This is a genomic window from Hyphomonas pacifica, assembly GCF_000682675.1.
Taxonomy (GTDB): domain Bacteria; phylum Pseudomonadota; class Alphaproteobacteria; order Caulobacterales; family Hyphomonadaceae; genus Hyphomonas; species Hyphomonas pacifica.
Map to the genome: position 1 here is coordinate 1 of NZ_AWFA01000025.1, position 22333 is coordinate 22333.

A 22333-nucleotide genomic window follows, 5' to 3' on the forward strand; every position below is an offset into this window, starting at 1 on the left:
CCCGCCACTGGCACATCACCCAGCAAAGGCACCTTCTCATTCTTGAGCGTCTCGGATTGCTCAATCAATCCACCAAGGACAATGATCTCACCATCATCGGCAATCACGCTGGTGGTGATATTCCGGGTATTGAAGATCAGGTCTGTCGTTGCATCCCCGACAACTCCGGCAATGGCTGAGACGGTTTGTTCAATGTTCAGACGGATCGTGCCATCATTGGAGATACGGGGGGTTACGGTCAACCCGATACCAACATCCTTCCGCTCAACCGTAGTAAAAGGGTTGGTGTTGTTATCGGCGAGAACCGACCCCGTCGTGATCGGAACATTCTGGCCGACAAGAAGGCTGGAGGTTCCATTGTCCAGCGTCATGTTGAACGGCTTGGAGAGTATCCGGGAATTGGTATCCGCTTCAACAGCCGTAAGAACGGCGCCGAAAAGCGTGTCTCCATCCTGCCCGCCAAACCCGACACTGAGGCCGGTCATCCCGAGCAAAGAATTGATGGCCGCCTGGGTAAACGGGTTCTTGGAGGCATCATCGGTGCCACTGGAAAAAGGCGTGTCCTTGCTGAGAGCCCCCGCAAGCGCCAGAAGGTTTGGCGCCGAGCGGGAGAAATTTGTTGAGGCAAACGGTACAGTGCTATTTTCTGTACCAGACAGCAGAAATTGCAGGCCCAGTTCCCGCGCAGTGTCATCCGACATTTCAACAATGATAGCCTCAACCAGAACTTGCGCGCGGCGGCGATCAAGATCATTGATCACCCGTTCCAGGCTAACCAGTGTTTCAGGCGGTGCACTGATTACCAAAGAGTTTGTCGAGTCATGATGCGCAATCGTGGTTCCGGGAACGGAACTATCTGTAAACCCGCGACGTGCATCCATCGCTGCTGCAACCTCTTGCAGGATAGGCACGATTTCCGACGCATCGGCATTGTTCAACGGAATGACCCGAAGCGTATCCTGAATACGGTCTGCACTATCAAGCTGCTCACTAACTCGCTGCGCCCGCTGGACAGCAGCCTCTGAACCATACAGCACGATGGAATTCCCTGCCTCGGAAGCAACCGCCTTGAAATTGCTCTTGTAGGCATCTTCTCCATTTGCAGTATTCAGCGTGGTCAGAATGCCGGCAAGCTCACTGGCCGCAATATTCTTTAGGCTGACCGTTTCGGTGACAGAAGGGTCTTTGTCGAAGGTAGCAACCATCTGCCGCAAACGTGGCAGATTTGAAGCATAATCCACAACTACCAAAGTGTTGGACTGGCTGTTTGCAATCACCTGGCCTTGCTCGTCAATTACGGGCTTCAGCATCTTGGCCGCTTCCAGCGCGTTCACATGGCTCAGCGTAAAGATCTCGGTCGTAAAAGCATTTGAGCCGTACGCTCCGATCCCCGCCTCACCGACTGCATTCTCCTCCGGCACAATCCGATAGGTCGCCTTGCCAGCCGGCACTGCAGTGAATCCATGAACCCGCAATGCAGAGAGAAACACATCAAAGACCTGTTGACGCGTCAGAGGTGATGTCGACGAAACTGTAATCCGCTTTGTCCGGGCATCGGGATGCACAACAAATGTGTACCCCGTGACTGTTGAAACATCGGCAATAAGCGCAGACAGCTCCACATCTTCAAAGTTAAGAATGTGACGCGCATTATCTGCAGGTGTATCATTGGCCAGCGCGAAGGCAGAGGGAGACGCCGCAAGCAAGGCTGTCGCCGAAAGAAATGTCTTCAGTTTCATGGCTTATCGAGCCTCCTCAGGCACGAGCGTTTGTTCAATTATCCGACCATCACGGTCGATGCGGAGACGTAAAGCTTCCGGCTGGGAGAATTTCTTCGCTAATTCTGCTGGAGGCATATCCGTAATCGGACCACCATTCAGACCGACCACAACATCCCCGGCCTGCAAGCCAGCCGAGGTCAGCACGCTGGAGTCATTACGCGAACCGATCCGGTATCCAATAAAGGTTCCTTCGCGATGAACGGGGTCAATCGTCAGGCTTGAAATAAGATCAGCACGCGCGATTTGAGCGGACGCGCCCCCTGACGCGCGGGCGTCAGCGGGTACCTGTTCGCCGGGAACGGTCAGAACAGACAATAGCCCCGCACCACCGACCATGATGAGCGTTTCAGTCTGCCCGCCTTTGCGAAGGGTAACGCGGTCACCATAGATACGATGCAAGACAACGCCATCAAGGATGGCATCGCCTGGCGTATAAGCAGAGGTACGATTATCTGGCGTGGTGATAAGCGCGATGCCGTCATCTTCCTTGGTAGACGCCCTCACACCGCGCAATTTGAGATTCAGGCTCGTTTCTGGCGCATCCGGAATATCTGCAATATTGGTCATCCCGGAACCAAAAGGGTTTTCCCGCATCAAGCGAGCCGTGTCCGCATCTAAAGACACCGCTGTTGTTCCTGCGGGGGCAGCAGCAGCCCGCACAGGGATATCGGGCGACACCGCACCGCCAGGATCAACCACCAGCCACACCAATCTGGCACACATCAGCCCCAAGCCTATAACGAGGCCTGTTTCGGCAATACGCAGGGTTGGCCCAGCAGCGCGGCGAGCCATCCCTTTCACGTTTTCAAGGTGTTCATCCAAACTGCTCCCCCTCTTCTGAGAGGATACTTTTAACACCGACAGGTCCGCAACGCATTTACACTGCGGACCTGCAAGACTTCTGCCACTTCAGAACGGATTAAAGCCTAGAACATACGCTTCAGTCCGACACTGACGATCATGCCCTGACCATAGGTGTCGACATACACACGATCACCGCCCCGTTCCTGATAGGCCTCATATCCTTCCTGGAAGATATTCTGCACATTCAGGGAAAATTGATACTCCCCAGTGCCTGCTTCGAACGTCTTGTTCCAGACCAGATCAACCGTCATGGGTGGCTGCTCAAGAATAGCCGGCAGGTTCCGCGCCAAAATCTCACCAGAGCGGATACGCTCGCTGACATAATTGACCAACAGGTTCATCTCGGATTGAGCATCCTCGTTGATCAGCCCAAGCTGGAGGTTGAGAATATGCTCAGATTGTCCCTGCATGCGTCGACCGTCTTCAATACGACCGGCAGCATCCGTCGTACCCCGAACCGGATTCAGGTTTGTACCGACGTTGAAGGCCACCTCACCGTCTGCACTGATTTCAGAATCTGACCAAGTATAGTTGGTTTTGATCTGAAGATCGCGGCTATCAAAGAAGTCCCATGCGGTCCAGCGCTCCATCGGAAGCACTTGCTCATACTCAACCTCAAAACCGTACATCTCGGCGGCTGGTGCGTTGATGAAAGTTGTCTGAAGGGTTTCAGCCGGAACGAGAATTTCCTCGATCGGGTTCGTCAGATCCTTGTAGAATAGGCCAAATGTCAGGAACTGGTCACGTGCAAAGTAATACTCTGCACGAAGATCATAGTTCTTGATGCTGGCATTCACAAGGTAAGGATTACCGAAGAAGTTGGCATCGGTTTCAGTATTGACGAATACCGCCGGGGCAAGTTCCCGGAACTGCGGACGCGTCAGCGTTTCGGAATATCCACCACGCACCTGCAAGTCTTCAATAGGGTTCCAGGTGATCGTCACGGCCGGGAACCAGTCAGCTTCATCGATAACACCTTCGACAGTGTTATCAGAAAGGTCGGCACCAATAACCTGAGTATCGACTGCCTGAATGGCATCTTCGTAGCGCACACCAACAGAGGCGCGCATATATGGCGTCAGCTGTGTATCCAGCCCGACATAAGCGGCATCCACCTCAAGCGTTGCCAGATAAAACTCAGGGAACTGCTCACCCGCAATTGCTGAGACGCTGCCCTGACCGCTCTGGAACAGATAGTTGTAGATATAATCCAGACGGGCAAGACCGTCCGTGCCGCCTACACCACCAATATCATAAATGAAGGAACGCGCAGCGCGGTCATTCTCGACATAGCCATACCCAAATTTCAAGTCAGTCTCACAAAAATACTTGCAATCACTGCCTCGGGAAAATGGCAACTCCGCATCAAAGCCAAAATCCGTTGTATCATCATCCACACGGCTAAACTGAAAGCGGTTTGCTGCAGAACTGGAAGACAGACGGGTTACACCGTTACGGACAACATAGATATTCGAAAGCTGGTAGGGCGCATCCCTAAGGGCTTCGGAATATGAGCCGCGCCAGTTTACCTTCAGATCATGCAACTGAGGGAAGAAATGCTCACCCTGCACCTGCGTGCTCCAGAGCTGCTGCTCAAACCATTCCAGAGCATCAACGCGCTCTTCCACGGACTCCTCATTCAGTCCGCTGATTATTCGCGCTTCCTTTTCAGTGGAGCGTGTGACAAGACCTGTAAACTTGATCTCATGATCCGAGAAAAGCTCGAAACCAACCGTCGCGAGACCATTGAGCTCAATGGTATTCTCTGTACTGTGACGGTCTTGGTCGTAGAATTGGCCCAGGCCTTCGCCACTTGAGAAAGCATATCCCCGACGACCCTGCTTCTGCTTCCAGGAATTGGAGTAACCTACAGCCGTGATCACCCCCATGGAAACATCGTCATTCAATTCGTACCGGTTGCCACCGGAAAGATCGACGGCAAAGTTCAGAGGTACTTCCCCTTCCTGCATGACCAGAAGCGACGAATTGTCTGTCAATTGACGGCCAAACGCAGGCGTCAGACCATCTGCCAGAGACGGACGGTCTCGTGAACCATCGTCAAAGCCGGTCCAGTCTGTATCGGAACCATCATAAAGGAGCCCATCTTCAAGCGACGCTTCAGCATCGTAGGAAGATTTCACACCGATGGTGACAAATGCTTCATCCGGAACGGTTTTGGTGCGCAGGTCGACAATACCGCCACCAAATTCACCCGGCAGGTTTGGCGAATATGTTTTCTGCACCAAAACGCTTTTCAGCGCAGACGTCGGGAACAGGTTCAGCGGCACGACACGGCGCAGCGGAGCAGGGCTGGGAAGCGGCGAGCCATTCAGAAGAGCTGTTGAATAGCGTTCGTTCAAACCCCGAACATAGATGAATTCGTCTTCAGCAGTGGCAATACCTGCCACCCGAGCAAGCGCTGCAGCCGCGTCACCATCCCCCTGGAGAGAGAAATCGCCTTCATCAATGAGACTGGACACTTCAGAAGTGGAGCGTTTTTCATCAGGGATAAAGGCGCCGCGAACTACGATGGTCTCCTGACGAGCTTCAGCCTCAACTGGAGCCGCAGGCTCTTCGGTTTGGCCCTCTTCCTGTGCGAGCGCAGGCGATAGCCAAAGTAGGCAGGCGCTAGATAACAACAAAGTACGGGCAGACAGGATGCGTTTCATTTTGGATGTTCCTGTGAAAGGCGGAAATGGACTGATCCGCCAAAATCTGTGTCTCTGAAAGGCGGAATGGGGCAGCCTGCATGGCCGCCCCACCCGTCAGGTTCGAGGCGGACTTAGTTTGCCGATGTCAGGTTTCCCTGCTGATCAATCGTCCAGCCGAGGAACCACTTGTCATTCGCGTCCTTGACAGCGCCAATATATGTTGTGGCTTCAAGGTCGCCGAGACCGGTTACATCGTAGACGTCGACACTATTTTCACTCGCACCCGGAACGATACCTGGACGGCCAGCCCGGAAGGCAAATCCGCTCATCGTGCTCGGCAGAGCCGTTTCAACATCGTTTGCTGCTGTGAAGGTAACGTCATCGCCATCACTGTCCTGCACAGGCTTGCCATTATCAGCAAGGAACAGAGACTGGATGATAAGATCACCATTGTTGAAGTTGGCCTGGGTATCAGTGCCATCAATATCGATGCCCGCTTCCGGCCAACCGAGAATGATACCGTTCGCCAGAACCCCCTGCATGTTGCGGCGGATCAAAGCTCCGACCAGAGCGTTATCATCCCCACCAGAGATGATAGTGAAGTTGGATACATTCGGGCTCGAAATCGGGGTGGCTGCCGCATTGGAAGAACTGTCCGCTTCAATACCGTTATGGCTGCTGGAGATGCCGCCCGTTGCGCTTGCCACGCCTGTATAGGCAATGGCGTACTGAAGGGAGCCCTTCCAACCGTCCGTCCAGTCAAAGGTGTCATCACCACACCCAAGACCGACCAGGTGTGACGCGCTCACTGTGCCACCGAACCACTCGAAGCAGTCATCAAAGTTGTTGTAGACCTGAACGTAGTCAACTTCCGTTCCCGATCCGACGCCCTGGAAGGCAATGCCGTTCAGCTCATCTTCGTTAGTGAGGGCCACACCAGCATACTGAACACGCGTGTAGAAGAGCTGGCCGGAATCATCATCCGCCGTAGCCCCACCGAACAGACCTGATGAACCTTCGCCGGACTTCTCACAGTCGACAGTACCGCCTGTCGCCGTCCCATCTTCACAGGCATTGATCGGCGCACGTCCGTTCAGGACCACACCGCCCCACAAACCTTTGGTATCCTGGTCGATTGTCGCTGTACCGTCGATATCCCCCTTGGCCGTAAAGACAACCGGATTCTGTGCCGTACCGTTGGAGAAGATCTTGGAGCCGCGCGTCACGACCAGATAGTCATCATTACCGGCACCAACAATTGTGACACCCGGATCAATCGTCAACGTTGCCGCAACACCGCTGCCTAGAGGCGCAGCCGGATCAGGCCCCAGATCAACACCTACGAAGACCGAGCCATCCAGCTCATAAATTAGCTTATCGCCATTGCTGAGGCGCAAATCAGCGGTGATGGCCTTACTACCCGAAATCACACACAGCGTCTTGCCAGCGAGTTCGCCATTGGTCGTGGTGCCCGCGGGACAGGTGGCCTCGACTTCCTCGAACAGCGTTCCCGGAAGAGTGAAATTGGCCCAGTTGCTTGCAAGCGTCTCTGTTGGTGCGAAGGCACCGATATAAGTGGTTGTGTCGAAGAAAGCATCGCCAGCAAGCGCCGTAGAAACCGGAACCGTCAGTTCTGCAGTACCCGGGAAGAACCCGTCTGTCAGGCTGTTGCCGCGGCCAACAATATTCGTTCCGGGCTTGATGGCAGGTGTGTCACCATCATCGACAATGTTATTTGCAGTATCAAGCAGAATACTTTCAACGACCAGACTACCGTCCGCATAATTGTCAGTGGTTTGAGTACTGTTGTCTGAATTATCAATATCGAGGCCGCTGCCGTATCCAACAACGATACCGTTGATGACACGACCTTTTGTACCCCGTCTCAGAAGAACACCCTGATCATTATTCTCTGTACCAACTAGTGTAAAGTTGGAAATGCTTGGGTCTGAGAACGGCGTCTTATCTGGATCACCCGAGAGGTTGTCTGCTTCGATACCACGAGGATCACCAGAAGACGGGATGTTGGAACGAACGGCAGCATATTGCAGCTTGCCAGTCCAGCCATCAGTCCAATCAAGCGAGTCGTCGCCTGCACCCGTGATGGCGACGTATTTGGCGCTCACGGTACCACCGAACCATTCGATGCCGTCATCGAGATTGTTGTGCACCTGAATGTGATCCACCGTGGTGCCGGAACCGACGCCCTGGAAAGCGATACCATTCAGTTCATCATTATTGGTCAGGCGAGAGCCTGCATACTCGACGATGACATATTGCAGCGTACCGGAATTGTCGTCAGCAATGCTGCCACCAAACCGGCCAGAAGATCCCTCACCTACTTTTTCACACGCAGCTGTCCCGCCTGTTGCAGTACCATCATCACAGGCGTTGATTGGCGCGAAACCGTTGAGAACCAGGCCGCCCCATTGAGCATTCGTGGTTTCTTTCAGTAGGCTTGAACCGGTCTCTTCATCATTCAGCGCCGCGCGAGCCGTAAAGCGGATCGGGTTCGCCTCAGTACCCACAGCTTCAATCTTCGAACCGCGAGTCACGACGAGATAGTCATCCGTCGCCGTTGCCGTCCCTGCGGCAGATGCGCCAAAGAAGCGTACACCTTCATTGATCTTCAGAGTTGCAGGCGTGCCAGCATCATCCTTGTTGTCTTCCCCGATAAAGACCGGCCCTTGAATGGCGATCGTGATATTTGCAGGGATTTCGATATCTGTGGTGATCGAGGTACCGCCGGCTGCATCAGAGCCAAGCACACATACGTCCACATCAGAGAAGCCATCCTGAGCAACGGCATCGAAAGTGGTAGCAGTCGTACCAGTCGGGCAACCCGCTGTGGGGATCAGGTCAATCGTGGAAGCAGCAGGCGGTGGCGGAGGTGGTGGCGGTGGAGGGCTGGCAGGCGGCGTCGATGTGCCTGGCGATGAGATCGTCGTATCAGAACACGCAGCGAGCGCGAGCACAGCAATGCTCGCCATGGTCGCAAGCTTCAAAGTCTTCCCAAGTTTCATTCTTAACCCCTTCAAGGCCCCGTTCAAGAGCGCCCGGTCTCAGCAAAAATCCGTTGTGGGTGAGCGGTTAACGATTCTTCCCGTACACCTCACCCGAGCGGGCTTATGGCAGCGACCAACGACGATTTCTGAACAGTTCCGCAAAGTTTTTGTGACGCCCCCCAAAACAATTCGCCGCGGGAAAGTCATAAAAATGTCAAAAAAGATACACAAGTCAGTATTCAGAAATTCTGAAAACAGACTTTTCTCCTGAAACAACTAAGTTTCTTGAATTTTTTTGGACGAGTGCTCATGCTTGGAAATTCATAATGGGCATTGCGAATGGCGACTCAGGGCCGGGTAAGCTTTAACGCTTTGAGTGGCATCTCATACAGCGCGCCATCGCGAGAGAAGAACAATGTCTCTCCATCTCCTGAAAGGCCGGCACCATAATCAATGCCTGCGGTATTCAGAGGCTCACCAAGGTTCATGGGTTCGTTCCAGGTTCCGTCATCAGCCTTCTGAGAGCCCCAGATATCCACGACGCCTAATTTGGGCGAGCGATGTGAGTAGAAGAAAAGCATCTTGCCATCCGCCGTCAGGGCGACGTGGTCGTTCGCGCGAGAGTCATTCAGCTCATTCAGCGGACGCTCCATGACCCAATCGCCATTCTGATCCTGACGTGCTTCTGCCATCTCATATCCGCCCCCACCCATCCGGCTGTGATTGCTGACAAACACCATCAATCCGTCCGCCGAAACGGTCGCCATGATTTCATTCGCGCCTGTATTCAGGTCTCCCGGAACGGGTTTAGGTATCCCCCAGGCGCCATCTTCAAGAGGCACAGACCAGAGGTTTAAATCCTTGCGGCCCGGCATTTCAGGAAGCTCTTCATCGCTTGAATAATACAGCGCACCATCTGCTGCACTGAAACTGGGGCCTGTCAGCGTCTTGCGCGCGGGCAGCTCCATGCGCTTGGGCTCGCTCCATCCCACCCCTTCACGCCGCACTTCATACAACCACGTCTCATCGCCATTCTCCTTGGCGTAGACCCGTACCTGCCCATCTGAACTTTCTGTGAGAGAATATGCCCTCGTGAATTGGGTTGGCGCTTCCGCTTCAGGGAAGACGAGGCGCGGCTCGTTGCTTTGCGATCCGGAGCATGATGCCACAGTTAACGCCGCTACAATGGCGGACAGAAAAAAAGTTTTAGTCATGATGCCTCACGTCAACAAATCGACAGGAACGTCCAGCGCCTCCGCCAGACGCTTGGCTGTTTTCAAACCATAAGACATTCCACGTTCTATGGCGGAGATATGGTTGGGGCGGATACCGCAAACGTCACTCAGATCCTTCTGGGTCATCAGGCGGAACTGACGCACAGCCCTTACGGCATTCTCACCTTCACGGATCTTCTCGATGATTTCCTCCGGCAAGTTCAGCGGAGCTTCCTCTTCGACATTCCGAATCTGGTCACGCAGGTCGGCTATGTCGCGTTCAAGGTCCAACACCTTTTTCTCAAGATCCAACACCTTGATTTCAAGGGAATAAACCAGTTGAAAATCACCTGACACTGCCAGCACCCCTTTGTTACAGGCGAAGCGATATTCCGGATTGAGCACGGTTTAGTGTCGGCTTTGATAAAGTTATGTGACACACACCTCCATATCGACTGAGCCCACGGCCACCTTCGCTTAACCGAATCGGCAAAGTCTTCTCCATGGACAGAAATGGAGAGTCCCATGTCCATAAAATGGGTTCGCAGGCGTGCGCACGCACGCAAACTACCTTCCGGCCAGGTTGTTCAGGTGGCGTCCTCCTGGGTACCTGTGGAGCGCAGCGATTCTGCCGGACCGGAGAAATCCTTTCATTCCGCCTGCCCGGTTTGTGACGCGCCCATACTGAGCCAGCGCATGCCAAATGGCGGCTGGGTACATTATGAGCGCCACAAGAATTTCAGCCGCATCAAGCACCCATGCTTTTACAGGGGTGAAGACATGGCACCTGAACGTGACACAGAGACAGGCGACCTTTTCGCCTGACCAGTGAGTGCCTAGGCGCGTTTTGCTTTCGCCTGCTTGCGCATCCGGATGAGACGCCGGAAGCCAAGAGAGATACCGGTGTAGACCAGAATGGCGCCCGCAAGTGAGGCTAGGCCAGCAATCGTCTGCCCGATCCACCCATAGACTTCGCCTGTATGGATGAAGCGCAGGAAGATACGGGCCTTGCGTGCTGCAGTGGCATCATCACCGACAGGCGAACCAATGACTCCCGATCCGTCTTGCGCGAGGGTCAGCGTCCGCTTCTTGCCCGCTTGTGCGCCATTGCCCATGTCGACAGTCATTGTAACCGTTTCAGCCATTGGCTCTGGCAAGGTTACCGAGACACGTTTCCAGTTTTTGTAATCAGCGGTCGCTTGTCCCAACAGGGTTTCAAGCGACGCGGACGCGAAATCTGCCGGCATCTCCGAGGGCTGTATTTCCTGCTCTGCCGCAGCAGGCGGACCATTTCTGCCCGCGCTCTCGCCAAAGGCAGCATAGACCAGATTGTTGGCCCAGCCATAGGAGAAGACAGTGCCAGACACGACAATGGCAATCAGCGGCAACAAAGACCAGGCCGCCAGCACATGGTGCCAATTATAGTCCCGTGCCTGCGCGGTCCGCAGGCCCTTGCGGAAGAAAAGCTGCGTCTTGACGAAGGCCCACTTCCAGGTCCTCGGCCACCATAGAATGGCACCCGTGATCAACAGGCCGGCAAACACAAGATTGGCTGCGCCATTGATCGCCGCGCCCAATTCGCTGCGGCCGCCAGAGAAGGACAGCCAGCGGTGAATACGCATCACCCTTCCGAAGAAGGCTTTGGTCTTCTCGCCAGCCTCCGGCATGGCCTCCGCAGTGAATGGGTTCAACAAGGTATTGTCGCGGCGTCCCTTTGACAGGATCACCGCGTCGGTACGGTCTTTGGGAATGACCAGCGTATTACCGGGCTCGGCTCCCATCGCGATACTGGCTTCAGCCAAGGTATCGACCGTCATAGGGTCAGCTTCCTCTGGCGCGAGCACCGCCGCATTCTCGGCAGCGCGTATCATCTGACGCTCATAGGTCAGCAATACGCCCGTAACCGACATCAGAAGGATGAAAACTCCTGCGAGCGCACCCATTACAAAGTGCGTCCAGAAAAATACGCGTCGCATCATTTGCCCCTGTTTCGTCTTCTGCCCTTTAACGGGCGCGTCATCGAAATCCGTCGCCAGCGCAGATTTCATTACACACAGGGAACTCCTTACACGACAATGCGAATGATTTGCAAATGCATATCCATGACAAATAAAGGGATCACGGGAACACATAAAAACTGCCAGCGCGCGGCAATGGCCACACACTGGCAATGAAAGTCTCAAGCGCTATATGGCTGCGCCGTGTTACATTTAACACCGCAACGGCGACGTATTCAAAGCTACTGCTTCGCGGCCTGTGCCTCGACGAGAGCATTCAGGATTGCGCTGAAGTGTGTGTTCGCATCGAACTTCTTCTCTCCCGTCGTCCAGCCGAGCCTGACGATCACGACATTCTGCGATGGGAAGATACCAACAATTTGGCCATTATGGCCCATCGCGAAGTAGGCATCTTCTGGAAGATCCGGCAGATAGCGACCGTCTCCCTCCTCTGCCTCGCCATTCAGCCAGAAGCTGCCCCCGTAAATACCCTGCGCATTTGCGGGGGCCGGGGTGCGGACAAAGTCCACCCAGTCAGAAGACAGTATCTGCTGCCCGTCTATCTTGCCCTGGTTCAGGAACAGAAGACCGAACTGCGCCCAGTCCCTGCCTGTTGCATAAACATAGGAGCTGCCGACAGGTGTTCCGGCCGTGTCTTGTTCGAAGGTAACGCTCTTCATGCCAGCCGGGGCAAACAGGCGCTCGCGCAGATAGGCCTGGGTCGCCTTGCTTCCTCCAAGAGCATCCGTCAGCGCACGTGCAACAATATTCGTTGTGCCAGAAGAATAAGACCAGACCGTTCCCGGCTCCGCCTCAAGCGGCTTGTTGGCCGCATAGGCGGCCATGTCAGGCTCCAGGAAGAGCATCCGAACGCTGTCATTATCCTGCGTGTACTCTTCCACAAAGCTCAGCCCACTGCTCATCTGCAGAAGATTTCGCAATGTGATTTCTGCACGCGGATCATCACCCTTCCACTCAGGAACGGGTAGTGGGGCATCCAGCTCCAGAAGGCCATCCTTGACGACGAGTCCCGCCAGCGCTGCTGTCACACTCTTACTCATGGACCAGCCGAGCAGCGGCATGGAAGCATCAAACCCGTCTGCATATTGCTCGCCCACAATCTGACCGTCCCGGATCACGACAAGCGCGCGTGTCCGCAGATCGCCTTCCGGGTCCACCATGGCCGCATCAAAGGCTGCCTGAAGCGCCGTATCTGCGGAGACAATCTCTGGCGCTTGAGACACATGGTCAGGAACACTCTCCAAGTCAGACGGATCTGTATCAAGCGTGCATCCTGATACCGGATCATAGCTGGCCACTCGATGGAAGGGGCCGACCTGAGCCTTGACCGAATGATTTGCCTCATCGACTTCGTAGGAGATGACCGAGGTTGGCGGCCAAAGAGGCGCAATATCGTTCGTGACGACATCTTCCTCGCTGCGATGGGATATGAAGATACCCGAGCAAAGCACTTTGGCGCCGACCCCCGTAGCAATAGCCGCGCCCTTGGCAATTTCACTCTCGGCGGAAGCCGCTTCAGTTTTGGCCTCCTGGGCGCCAGCTTGCGTCACAACCATGATCACCCCGGAAAAGAGTAAAAGAGAACGCCAGGCAGAACGACACTTCCGTCCCGAAGACACACTGAATGACTGAAAGTCAGATGACAGTTTAAGTCCGCACTCAGATGGTTGAATCTGCATGAGGTATCCTTTCAAGCTTTACCGGGGAACAGGTGTTTTATGGGTAGGCCCGAATGGGCATCAGAATCTGATGCGCGCTTCTGCCCCCCAGCTCATTGGCTCGCCTCTGTATTCGAGAAGCGCCCCCAGGAATTCGCGACCATAGCTGACCAGATAGTCCTCGTCCGTCAGATTGCGGGAGTAGAGCGCCAACTCCCAGCCTTTGCTGCCTGCAATACCGACACGGGCATCCAGAAGTCCGTACCCAGGCACCTTGCCGAAGGAGATGACTTCGCTGCCAACCGCACGCGTGGAGTAATTGTTCTCTTCCACGTAATAGTTGGAACGATAGCTATACTGAGCCGCAGCAAACAGGCTGAGCTCCTGACTGATCTGACGATCATAATCCAGGCCAATCGTTCCCTGGAACTTGGAAGCGCGCGGCAAGCGGTTCCCGGCGACGTTCACGCCACCAGCACCACCGCCCGGAAAATCAGTAAAAGTTGTATCGAGCAGACCAATACCGCCCTGGATGCGCAGATCATCACTCACATGGAACATGCCCTCTGCCTCAATACCCTGGCTGCGTACAGACCCGGCATTACTTATGGCAATGACAGTCTGACCGCCACCAAGCTCACGATACTGATTAACCTGATAGTCGGTATAGTCCGCTGTGAACGCGGAGAGATTCAACGTCGCACGATTGTTGAAGAACGCGCCTTTCAGGCCGATCTCGTAGTTGTCGACAGTTTCTTTGCGGAATTCCACACCGTCAGGAAAGATGGATGCGGAAATGAAGTCCAGATTGTACCCACCGCTTTTGTACCCCGTGGAATAACGGGCATAGGTGTTGACCTCTGGCGTGATGCGATAGGTCAGTGTCAGGGTCGGCGAGACGTCGCGGTCCACACGGTCTTCATCGACCGTACCTGTGGCGATGCCGAAGGCTGGTGCAGCGCTTCCGTCAATCGACCAATCGACAGTCTTCTTCTCCCATGACCAGCGCAAACCAAGGCTCGCTTCCAGTTTGGGCAGAATGTCGTAGGCAATATTGCCATAGATTGCGGCATTCTCGGTTTTCAGCTGACCTCCGCTAAGCGCCCCAGTTCCTGGTGCCAGCCCCAGCGCGCCCCCCAGCGCTCCGCCTAAGGCGTCACGCTTTGTATCGCTATCCTGTGAGTAGAGATACAGACCAACAAGATATGTAAAACGTCCATCATCCGGGGAAATTAGCTGAAGTTCTTCAGACGTCTGCTGATAATTATCCTCATAATTGACATAGAGCAGATCAAGCGCGGAGCGGTCAGCATCAAAGCTCGTGCTGAATTCCGTTTCCCGATAGGCCGTGATGGACTTCAGGATATGGTTGCTGGGCAGCTCATAGGAGGCCTCGGCAGAGACACCCCAGATCGTGCGGTCATCATCCTTGATACGGCCCGGCGTGTAGCTGATGACATTTCTCGTCGGCGCAGCCGTGTCAAGCGCAGAGCCGAAAGAGTTCGTCAGCGGATCACCATTGTTCGGCCGGTCATTGGCGAACAATGCATCGGCAGAAAGGTACAACGTGAAGGGGCCGCCATCATCAATGTTGATCTGGCCACGCACACTTTGCGAATCCCGGCTCGGCGTCTCTGCGCCATCGGTGATGTTGCGGATATAGCCGTCACGCTTGACGCTGGAGGCCGCCAGGCTGGCAGAGACCGTTTCCGTTACTGGACCGGAGACGCGGAACGCATATTGTTCCTGGCCCAGATTACCGATGCGTGCGAATGCTTCCCCGGTAAACGTATTTCCGGGGCGTTTGGTAATCAGGTTGATGGCGCCAGCATCATTGTTCTTGCCGAACAGCGTCCCCTGTGGGCCGCGCAGTACTTCGACCCGCTCAAGTCCCAGAAGGTCCTGGTCAAGCGCAGGAGACTGGCCGAGATAGACACCGTCAATGTAAAGACCGGCCCGGCTATCAAAGCCGATATTCCGGCTACTTGAGCCAACACCGCGGATCGTCAGAGTCGCACCAAGTGCTGATGTGGAAGCGATATCCACATTGGGCACATAATTGGCAACATCTTGTACGCGCTGGGAGGAAGTCGCTTCAAGCTGCGCGCTGCCGACAGCGGCAATTGAGCTTGGCACGTCGAGCAGATTTTCTTCGCGGCGCTGAGCCACAACGACAATCGCGTCATAAACCTTATCAGCGTCCTTGGCTTCAGCCTCGACTGAGCTGACCTCTGCGTCCTGAGCGGGCGTCGTCTCTGTCAGCGCTTGAGCCTGTGCCGACAAGGGCAGAATCAAAGCACAGCTGCTCAGCAGAACACGGCGTACGGAAAACAATTGCATAAAAGTAACCTTTCCTCTGGAACACGCGGATCCATCCGCATTCCTCGGTCAGGAAAATGACACAATAGCAATTACGAAACAATACTGTTTCGTAATCATTCAATCTTCAAGGGATATGTCTTTCAGAACACCGTCCAGTACGGTTGATATGAAGTCCTCATCGCATGGCAATTGCAACAAAAGCGAGCGGTGCCATATCGGCCCGAAGATCTGGTGCGCCACGAAATCGAAGCGGATATCCGGTTTGATTCGCCCTTTTCGCTGTGCGCGCTGCAGAAGATCGATAAGCGGTGCATTGCGCTCCCGGTCCAGTTCCTGGATCAGGTGACGCAACTCTTCATCTGCACTAGCAACGGAAAAGGCATGACGGAAAAGCCCACCTACCCGCTTGTCTGCCAGAAGTTCAGCGCGGTTGCGCATCCCTCGCGCCAAATTCTCCCTCAGGTTGCTTCCGCGGATAACAGGCGGGCTTGAATCCTGCAGGATTCGGGCAACCGTAGACGTAAAAACCGGGTTGATGGAATCCCAACGCCGGTAAAACGTCGCGCGGGATACCTTGGCCAGCTTGCAGACACGCTCAATCGTCAGAGAGCTCACGTCTTCATCCTCGATGATCTTCAGCGCGGCGCTCGTCAGGCGCTCAAGGATCTTGTCGCTCGGTGGTCGTCCGCGCCGGGCTGCCCCGGCCTCCGCATCTCTTGCTTCGCGCACACTCGATTTTTCGGACATCTCGGCCTCGCCTAAGACTTAAATGGAGACAGCGTCCAGGCACAGCCCGGATGATACCATATCCATTCAAGATCATTCCCTACTGTCCGAGACTAGCAGGTCTTGCGCAGCAGCCAACACTACAACTCGCAATCCCCCCCCGGCGTCAGGCCTCGTCGCCCTCGCCTTTCGCGACGGAAGCTGCCAGCGCAGCGGAGAGAAATAGGTCGATGTCCCCGTCCAGAACTCCGGATGTATCGGAGGTTTCTACCTCGGTTCGCAGATCCTTTACCATCTGATAGGGCTGCAACACATAGGATCGGATCTGGTGGCCAAAACCAATCGCACTCTTCTCAGCATACTGCGCATCTGCCACAGACCGGCGGTTCTGCAATTCCAGCTCATACAGCTTTGAGCGCAGCATCTGCCACGCTTGGTCCCGGTTGCGGTGTTGTGACCGGTCGTTCTGGCACTGCACCACAATGCCGGTCGGCTCGTGCGTCAGGCGCACGGCGGAGTCAGTTCGGTTGACGTGCTGTCCACCTGCGCCGGATGCACGATATGTATCTGTACGCACATCTGACGGATTGATCTCAATCTCAATATTGTCATCGATCACCGGCGTCACGCTGACAGAGGCAAAGCTGGTATGACGGCGCGCAGAACTGTCGAAGGGCGAAATCCGCACCAAACGGTGCACGCCGGTTTCAGACTTCAGCCAGCCATAAGCATTCTCACCCTTGATCTGCAGGGTGGCGGACTTGATGCCCGCTTCCTCGCCCTCACGCGCGTCCATCTCCTCGACCTTCATGTCGTGTGCTTCGGCCCAGCGCGCATACATCCGCCGCAGGATGGAGGCCCAGTCCTGGCTCTCCGTGCCACCTTCGCCGGCATTGATCTGGATGAAACAGTCATTGGCGTCGGCTTCGCCGGACAGCAGCGCGGCCAGCTCGGCCTTCTCTGCCCTCGTAGCGGCCTTCTGCAGAGTCGCCTCAATATCAGCGATCATGCTCTCGTCGCCCTCAGCGAGTTCGAGCAATTCTTCTGCATCACTGGCTTCCTGTTGCAGGGACTTAACAGTTTCAATGCCCTCAGCCAGACGCTGACGCTCACGCATCATGCCCTGAGCGGCCTGCGGATCGTCCCAGAAGTCAGGGCGCTCGGAAAGTGCTGTCAGCTCATCAAGACGTTTCGTGGCAACGTCCCAGTCAAAGACGCCTCCGTAGCAAGTCTGCCGACTGGCGGATCTGGTCGATGAGCGATTTGATTTCTGCGGACATGTGATCAGCCCCTTATTCTTATGTGTCGGTCCAAAAACTGAGAGGCGGGCTATAGCCTGCCCACCTCTTAGCGTCAAAATCGTAAGTACGTCAGAAAATGCCATCCAGGCTATCATCCGCAGGCTTTTCAGCCTGTGGGCCTAGCGGGTTGCCCTCATCGACAATGCCGGCATCCCGTTCAGGATCAAAGCCGCTGGAGACACCGCCCGTATTACCGCAAGTGCCAGAGATGGAGAGACAGTCACTGGTATCGCGGAAGGCGTTCATGCCCGGCTCTGTGCCAGGGCGGAAGGCTTCATCAATGATGACATCCGTTCCCGGTCCCGGCAGGTCTCCCGTGCGGGCATCAATCTTGACCAGGCGCACGCCAGGAGGAATCCGGAACGGAATGGCAGCCTCTTTCTCAAGAGCTTTTTCCATGAAATCGGTGAAAATCGGTGCCGCGACAGAACCACCGGCCTCACCTTCGCCCAGAGATCGGTTGTCATCAAAGCCAATACGTACGCCAACCACCAGATCTGGGGAAAAGCCCATGAAGACGGCATCACGATAATCATCCGTCGTACCCGTCTTGCCCGCCAGTGGTTTGCCGACGCGAAGGGCACGACGGCCCGTCCCGCGCTCGACCACGCCTTCCAGCATATGCGTCACCTGATAGGCGATGATGGGGTCCAGAACCTGCTCGCCAATCTCGGCCAGTTGGGGTGGTTCCTGCCCGTCCCACTCTTCGGCCTGACAGCCCTCGCAGGCACGTTCATCATGACGGAACAGGGTACGGCCATGACGGTCCTGCACACGGTCCAGCAACGTTGGTGTGATCTTCTTGCCGCCATTAACGAACCCGGCATAGCCGCGGGCCATATCAATCAAATACGCATCACCCGCACCAAGAGACATCGCCGGGTAAGGCGGCAGTTCTTCATAGACCCCCATGCGGACAGCCAGATTTGACACCGCTTCCATACCAATGTCCTGCGCGACCCGGGCCGTCACAAGGTTAAGTGACTTCTCCAAGGCGATGCGCAAGGTCACCATGCCGTAGGTGCGCCCTGCAGTATAGTTAGACGGGCGCCAGTAATCATTTGTGGAGACGTCAAAGGCCACAAAGGGAGCATCCAGCATGCGAGACGCTGGAGTGTAGCCCCGCTCAAGTGCTGCCGCATAGACAAAAGGCTTGAAGCTGGAACCGGGCTGTCGCTTGGACTGGGTTACACGATTGTAGCTGGACTTGAAAAAGGAATAGCCGCCCTGCATGGCCAGAATACGACCCGTATGCGGATCCAGCGCAACCAGACCGCCATCCACCGCCGGCACCTGCCGCAGGGTCGCATTGCCGATTGGAACCAGCTTGATGTCGTCTTCATCGGCCGTTTCGGCCAGATCGCCTTCTTGCTTTGCACTTTTCTGTGTCGTCTCGGGCCTGGACGCGTCGACTTCCTTGCGCTTGAATTCCGCCAGGATGACATGGCCGACCTGCAGGCCAGCCTTCTCGCCCTCCGGCTTGTATGTGGCCGCCCATTTAACTTCTTCAGCTGGCATCGGAATGGTTTCGCCATCGGTCAGCGTCAGTTCCGCGCCATTTGAGCCAACGCTTGTGACAAGCGCCGCTTCCCAGGTGCCATAGCCGCCGGGCAGCTCAACTGCCTTAAGCTGCTCCAGGACATCACCATCCTTCGGGTTCAAGGTCGTGACCGGCCCGCGCCAGCCATGACGGCGATCATAGGCAATCAGGCCATTCTGCAGGGCTTCCTGCGCAGCAAGCTGCAGACGTGTGTCGATGGTCGAACGAATGGACAGACCGCCCTGTTGCAGCGTGTCTTCGCCATAATTCTTGATCAGGTCCTTGCGCAGTTCCTGCACGAAATAGGTCGCAGCGGCATATTCCGGGCCTTTCAGGCGACGCGTCGTAGACAGCGGTTTGGCCATCGCCTCTTCGGCTTCTTCCTTGGTGATATAGCCATCCTCAACCATCCGGCCGAGCACATAATTACGACGGGCCAGCAGGCGTTCCGGGCGGCTGTAAGGGTTCACAGCGGAAGGTGCCTTGGCCAGGGAAGCCAGAATGGCCGCTTCCGACAGATCCAGTTCCGGAAGCGACTTGTCAAAATAGTTCAGCGCAGCAGAGCCAACGCCATAAGAGCGATAGCCAAGATAGATCTCGTTAAGATACAATTCCAGGATCTGTTCCTTGGTGAACTCTTTCTCCATGCGCTGCGCAATGATGGCTTCCTTCGCCTTGCGCTGCAGGTTCTGATCCCGCGTCAGCAGCATGTTTTTGGCCACCTGCTGTGTAATTGTCGACCCACCCTGCAGACCGCCAGAGCCGGTGATCTTGTTCTTTGCAGAGTTCACGGCACCGCGTGCAATGCCCACATAGTCGAGGCCATGGTGGGTGAAAAAGTTCTTGTCCTCGGCTGCCACAAATGCCTGCACGACATGCGTCGGCATGGATTCGTATGGCACAAAGACCCTGTGCTGGTCCGCGAATTCCGCGATCAACGTTCCATCGCCGGCGTGCACGCGCGAGGTAATAGGCGGCTCATACTGTTTCAATTTTTCAACTGAAGGCACGGACCGGCCAAGAGCGGCGAAGTAAAGCCACAGGCAGATCATGCCAGCGACACCGAGCACAAAGCCCAGAATGATCAGGCGGCGCGCCCAGGTCCATAGCCAAGGAGGTCCTGGCAGGAACCGCTTTTCGCCTTCCGGCTCTTCCATATGAGGATTGGAGAAGTTCGACATAATTTTCCCGTCAGCTGACGCTTCGCGGAATCGCATTGGTTTCCGGCGATAGTAAGGCGCACCTATGACCTGTGGAAGGGTTCAGCTGCCTGACAATTACGTCAGATGTCCTGGCGGTCAATCGCGCCGTCACTCATGGAGACATCCGGCAGTTTGCGCTTTTCAGGAACAGGCTCTGTCAGGCCATTCACCAGCTTCGCCTCCAGATCTGCACGTTCCTTTGCGGGCGGATGGTTATCCAGCGCGTACTGCCAGGCCTCACGGGCCGCGTCCTTATCGCCCTGATACCAATAGATGTCGCCCAGATGCGTCTCGATTTCCCAGTGGCGATGCGGCTGCAATTCCTGGCGGGACATCTCGATCAGCTTGCGCGCCTCATCCAAATGGCCCAGCTTGAAATAGGCCCAGCCGAGGGAATCCGTAATATAGGGATCGCGATCTGCCAGCGCGCGGGCACGGTGCAACACCTTGAACCCCTCATCCAGCTTGTCAGTATTTACAATCAGGAAATAGCCGAGCGAATTCAGCGTGTAGGGGTCGTTCGGACGCGCCAGCCGCTCCGTCCGCAGAATGGTCAACGCTTCGTTGATCTTGTCTACCTTGCCCAGCGCGTCGGCCAGCATCATGCGGCGATCATGCGTGTCGTCCAACTCGCGAGCCTTTTCAGCATGAATGGCCGCCTGCTCCAGATCACCGAACTGGCCGTTTATCTCGGCCGCCAATCCATGAGCCGCCGCCAGCTCGGCCGGATTTTCTGCCAGTTCGATGACTTCATCGACCAGCTCAACGGACTGTTTCTCGTCTTCCAGCAGTGTCGTCAGCTGTAGCGCGCCATACAGGGTAGACAGGCGGTTATCCGCGTCCGACAGGTCCAGCGCCGCATCAATCGCCTTGCGGGCTTCATCCTTGCGGTCCAGCATGATCAGCGCCTGCGCAGCAGAAATCTCCAGGGTCGGCGTCGGCTCTGGCGCGCTGAGCGCAACATGGGCCACGCCCTCATACAGGGCGCTCTGATACATCTCGGCGATGATGGCCGCGCGCAGATCATTATCGCCCGGATAGACCAGCAGCGCGATCTGATCGAAGGACGAACGCTGGTCATCAAAGCCATCAATCCTGCCGCCCATCATGATGGTGCGGATATAGCGCTGCTCCTGCAGGGCGCGCGACACATCTGCCAGAGACTGGGTAAAGGCAGAACGGACATTCAGCGGGTCATTGTCCAGATTCTTGCCGGTCTTCAGGCTTTCAATCGCCGCAGCATAGCTGATCGCTTCTTCCGGCTCGGCATCGGCCAGTTGTTTGTAGACCGCCTGCGCCTCTTCCACACGGCCAAGACGCTGCAGCAACAGCGCATGGCGCTGGATCACCGTCTTCACATGGCCATACAGTAGACCCTTGGGATCAAACTGGTGCTCGGGTGCCTCAATCTTGCTGGGCGTCAGATACTCATACACCGCAAGCGCCTGTTCCGGGCGGTCCAGCGCCTCCAGCATCGCGGCCAGCGACAGATCTCCGGTCAGTCCGGGCATGGAAGACGCCGCCATGCGATGGCGCTCAATGGCCTCATCCGGCTTATTGTCCAGCGCCAGAAGCCAGGCATCTAGATAAGCGTAGAAGCTGGTCTCTCCCTCCTCGCCCGTCCCACTTGAGGCAGCATCCAGAATGGCGCGGGCAGACTCGGTATCGCCTGCTGCCGCGCGATCAATCGCCAGGAAAGCCGCAAATAGCGGGCTGGCATTCCGGTCTTCCTCCGGCAGCGCCTTGATCATTTGCAGGAAGGCCGCCATGTCGCCCGCCTTCACGGCGTCGACCGGCATGTCATAGGCGTCCACGCCCACTGGCTTTCTGGCCTCGTCCAGCACGGCAGTCGCAAGCGCTGCGTCAGACAGAGGCATGGAGAATTCCGCCTGAACGGTCTCTACGGACGGCCGCGCAGGGGCAGGCTCCGTGGCGCAGGCGCCCAAAGCCAAAGAGATGGACAGGGCGGAAGCGGCGATGAGCAGTCGGCGGTGCATGTGAATGAGTCACTCCGGGTTCGGTTACTAACCTGAGTGAAGCAGTGCCATGCG

Annotated in this window: 14 protein-coding genes; 1 reads left to right on the plus strand and 13 read right to left on the minus strand. The window is 55.9% G+C overall.

What is annotated here, in order from left to right; genetic code table 11:
* The 6 genes from gspD to HY2_RS09450 form a co-directional block, all read right to left on the minus strand.
* Positions 1-1739: type II secretion system secretin GspD (gene gspD / locus HY2_RS09425; RefSeq protein ID WP_034827035.1), on the minus strand; the 1739-nt coding region annotated here is incomplete at its 3' end.
* 3 nt (positions 1740-1742) lie between these two features.
* A complete protein-coding gene (locus tag HY2_RS09430) occupies positions 1743-2573 on the minus strand; it encodes a type II secretion system protein N (protein WP_112063302.1) in 831 nt (276 codons plus the stop codon).
* A 134-nt stretch (positions 2574-2707) separates the two neighbouring features.
* Complete coding sequence (locus HY2_RS09435; protein ID WP_034827039.1) at positions 2708-5314, minus strand: TonB-dependent receptor domain-containing protein; 2607 nt, start codon at positions 5312-5314, stop codon at positions 2708-2710.
* A 113-nt stretch (positions 5315-5427) separates the two neighbouring features.
* A complete protein-coding gene (locus HY2_RS09440) occupies positions 5428-8319 on the minus strand; it encodes a hypothetical protein (RefSeq protein ID WP_051594881.1) in 2892 nt (963 codons plus the stop codon).
* A gap of 329 nt (positions 8320-8648) precedes the next feature.
* Positions 8649-9515 (minus strand): TolB-like translocation protein, encoded by an 867-nt coding sequence (locus HY2_RS09445; protein WP_034827040.1) that lies wholly within the window; start codon positions 9513-9515, stop codon positions 8649-8651.
* 6 nt (positions 9516-9521) lie between these two features.
* Positions 9522-9920 carry a helix-turn-helix transcriptional regulator gene (locus HY2_RS09450; protein WP_034827041.1) on the minus strand — a complete coding sequence of 133 codons (399 nt, stop codon included), beginning with the start codon at positions 9918-9920 and terminating at the stop codon, positions 9522-9524.
* Positions 9921-10040: 120 nt separating this feature from the next.
* Between HY2_RS09450 and HY2_RS09455 the strand changes: the two genes are divergently transcribed.
* Positions 10041-10340 carry a hypothetical protein gene (locus HY2_RS09455; protein ID WP_034793771.1) on the plus strand — a complete coding sequence of 100 codons (300 nt, stop codon included), beginning with the start codon at positions 10041-10043 and terminating at the stop codon, positions 10338-10340.
* A gap of 11 nt (positions 10341-10351) precedes the next feature.
* On the opposite strand, the gene HY2_RS09460 is transcribed toward HY2_RS09455, so the two are convergent.
* The 7 genes from HY2_RS09460 to HY2_RS09490 form a co-directional block, all read right to left on the minus strand.
* Positions 10352-11563 carry a PepSY-associated TM helix domain-containing protein gene (locus HY2_RS09460; RefSeq protein ID WP_034827042.1) on the minus strand — a complete coding sequence of 404 codons (1212 nt, stop codon included), beginning with the start codon at positions 11561-11563 and terminating at the stop codon, positions 10352-10354.
* A 191-nt stretch (positions 11564-11754) separates the two neighbouring features.
* Entirely contained in the window at positions 11755-13089 is a 1335-nt protein-coding gene (locus tag HY2_RS09465; RefSeq protein ID WP_051594882.1) for a serine hydrolase domain-containing protein, read from the minus strand.
* 183 nt (positions 13090-13272) lie between these two features.
* Positions 13273-15531, minus strand: coding sequence for a TonB-dependent receptor (locus HY2_RS09470; RefSeq protein WP_034827043.1), 2259 nt, complete (start codon positions 15529-15531; stop codon positions 13273-13275).
* A 99-nt stretch (positions 15532-15630) separates the two neighbouring features.
* A complete protein-coding gene (locus HY2_RS09475) occupies positions 15631-16260 on the minus strand; it encodes a TetR/AcrR family transcriptional regulator (RefSeq protein WP_034827044.1) in 630 nt (209 codons plus the stop codon).
* A gap of 145 nt (positions 16261-16405) precedes the next feature.
* Positions 16406-17519 (minus strand): peptide chain release factor 2 gene (prfB, locus tag HY2_RS09480; RefSeq protein WP_112063303.1). Its coding sequence is split into 2 segments (ribosomal slippage): positions 16406-17449 and positions 17451-17519, totalling 1113 coding nucleotides; the frame shifts between segments, so codons are not numbered across the junction.
* A gap of 90 nt (positions 17520-17609) precedes the next feature.
* Positions 17610-20261 carry a penicillin-binding protein 1A gene (locus tag HY2_RS09485; protein WP_112063304.1) on the minus strand — a complete coding sequence of 884 codons (2652 nt, stop codon included), beginning with the start codon at positions 20259-20261 and terminating at the stop codon, positions 17610-17612.
* 101 nt (positions 20262-20362) lie between these two features.
* Positions 20363-22279 carry a tetratricopeptide repeat protein gene (locus tag HY2_RS09490; RefSeq protein ID WP_034827045.1) on the minus strand — a complete coding sequence of 639 codons (1917 nt, stop codon included), beginning with the start codon at positions 22277-22279 and terminating at the stop codon, positions 20363-20365.
* Positions 22280-22333: the final 54 nt, after the last annotated feature.

What these genes read in the sequence shown, in the direction of transcription:
- HY2_RS09430 (WP_112063302.1), bottom strand. Translation starts at nt 2,573, where the DNA reads ATGGCTCGCCGCGCTGCTGGGCCAACCCTGCGTATTGCCGAAACAGGC.
- HY2_RS09435 (WP_034827039.1), bottom strand. Translation starts at nt 5,314, where the DNA reads ATGAAACGCATCCTGTCTGCCCGTACTTTGTTGTTATCTAGCGCCTGC.
- HY2_RS09440 (WP_051594881.1), bottom strand. Translation starts at nt 8,319, where the DNA reads ATGAAACTTGGGAAGACTTTGAAGCTTGCGACCATGGCGAGCATTGCT.
- HY2_RS09445 (WP_034827040.1), bottom strand. Translation starts at nt 9,515, where the DNA reads ATGACTAAAACTTTTTTTCTGTCCGCCATTGTAGCGGCGTTAACTGTG.
- HY2_RS09455 (WP_034793771.1), top strand. Translation starts at nt 10,041, where the DNA reads ATGTCCATAAAATGGGTTCGCAGGCGTGCGCACGCACGCAAACTACCT.
- HY2_RS09460 (WP_034827042.1), bottom strand. Translation starts at nt 11,563, where the DNA reads ATGAAATCTGCGCTGGCGACGGATTTCGATGACGCGCCCGTTAAAGGG.
- HY2_RS09465 (WP_051594882.1), bottom strand. Translation starts at nt 13,089, where the DNA reads ATGGTTGTGACGCAAGCTGGCGCCCAGGAGGCCAAAACTGAAGCGGCT.
- HY2_RS09470 (WP_034827043.1), bottom strand. Translation starts at nt 15,531, where the DNA reads ATGCAATTGTTTTCCGTACGCCGTGTTCTGCTGAGCAGCTGTGCTTTG.
- HY2_RS09475 (WP_034827044.1), bottom strand. Translation starts at nt 16,260, where the DNA reads ATGTCCGAAAAATCGAGTGTGCGCGAAGCAAGAGATGCGGAGGCCGGG.
- HY2_RS09485 (WP_112063304.1), bottom strand. Translation starts at nt 20,261, where the DNA reads ATGTCGAACTTCTCCAATCCTCATATGGAAGAGCCGGAAGGCGAAAAG.
- HY2_RS09490 (WP_034827045.1), bottom strand. Translation starts at nt 22,279, where the DNA reads ATGCACCGCCGACTGCTCATCGCCGCTTCCGCCCTGTCCATCTCTTTG.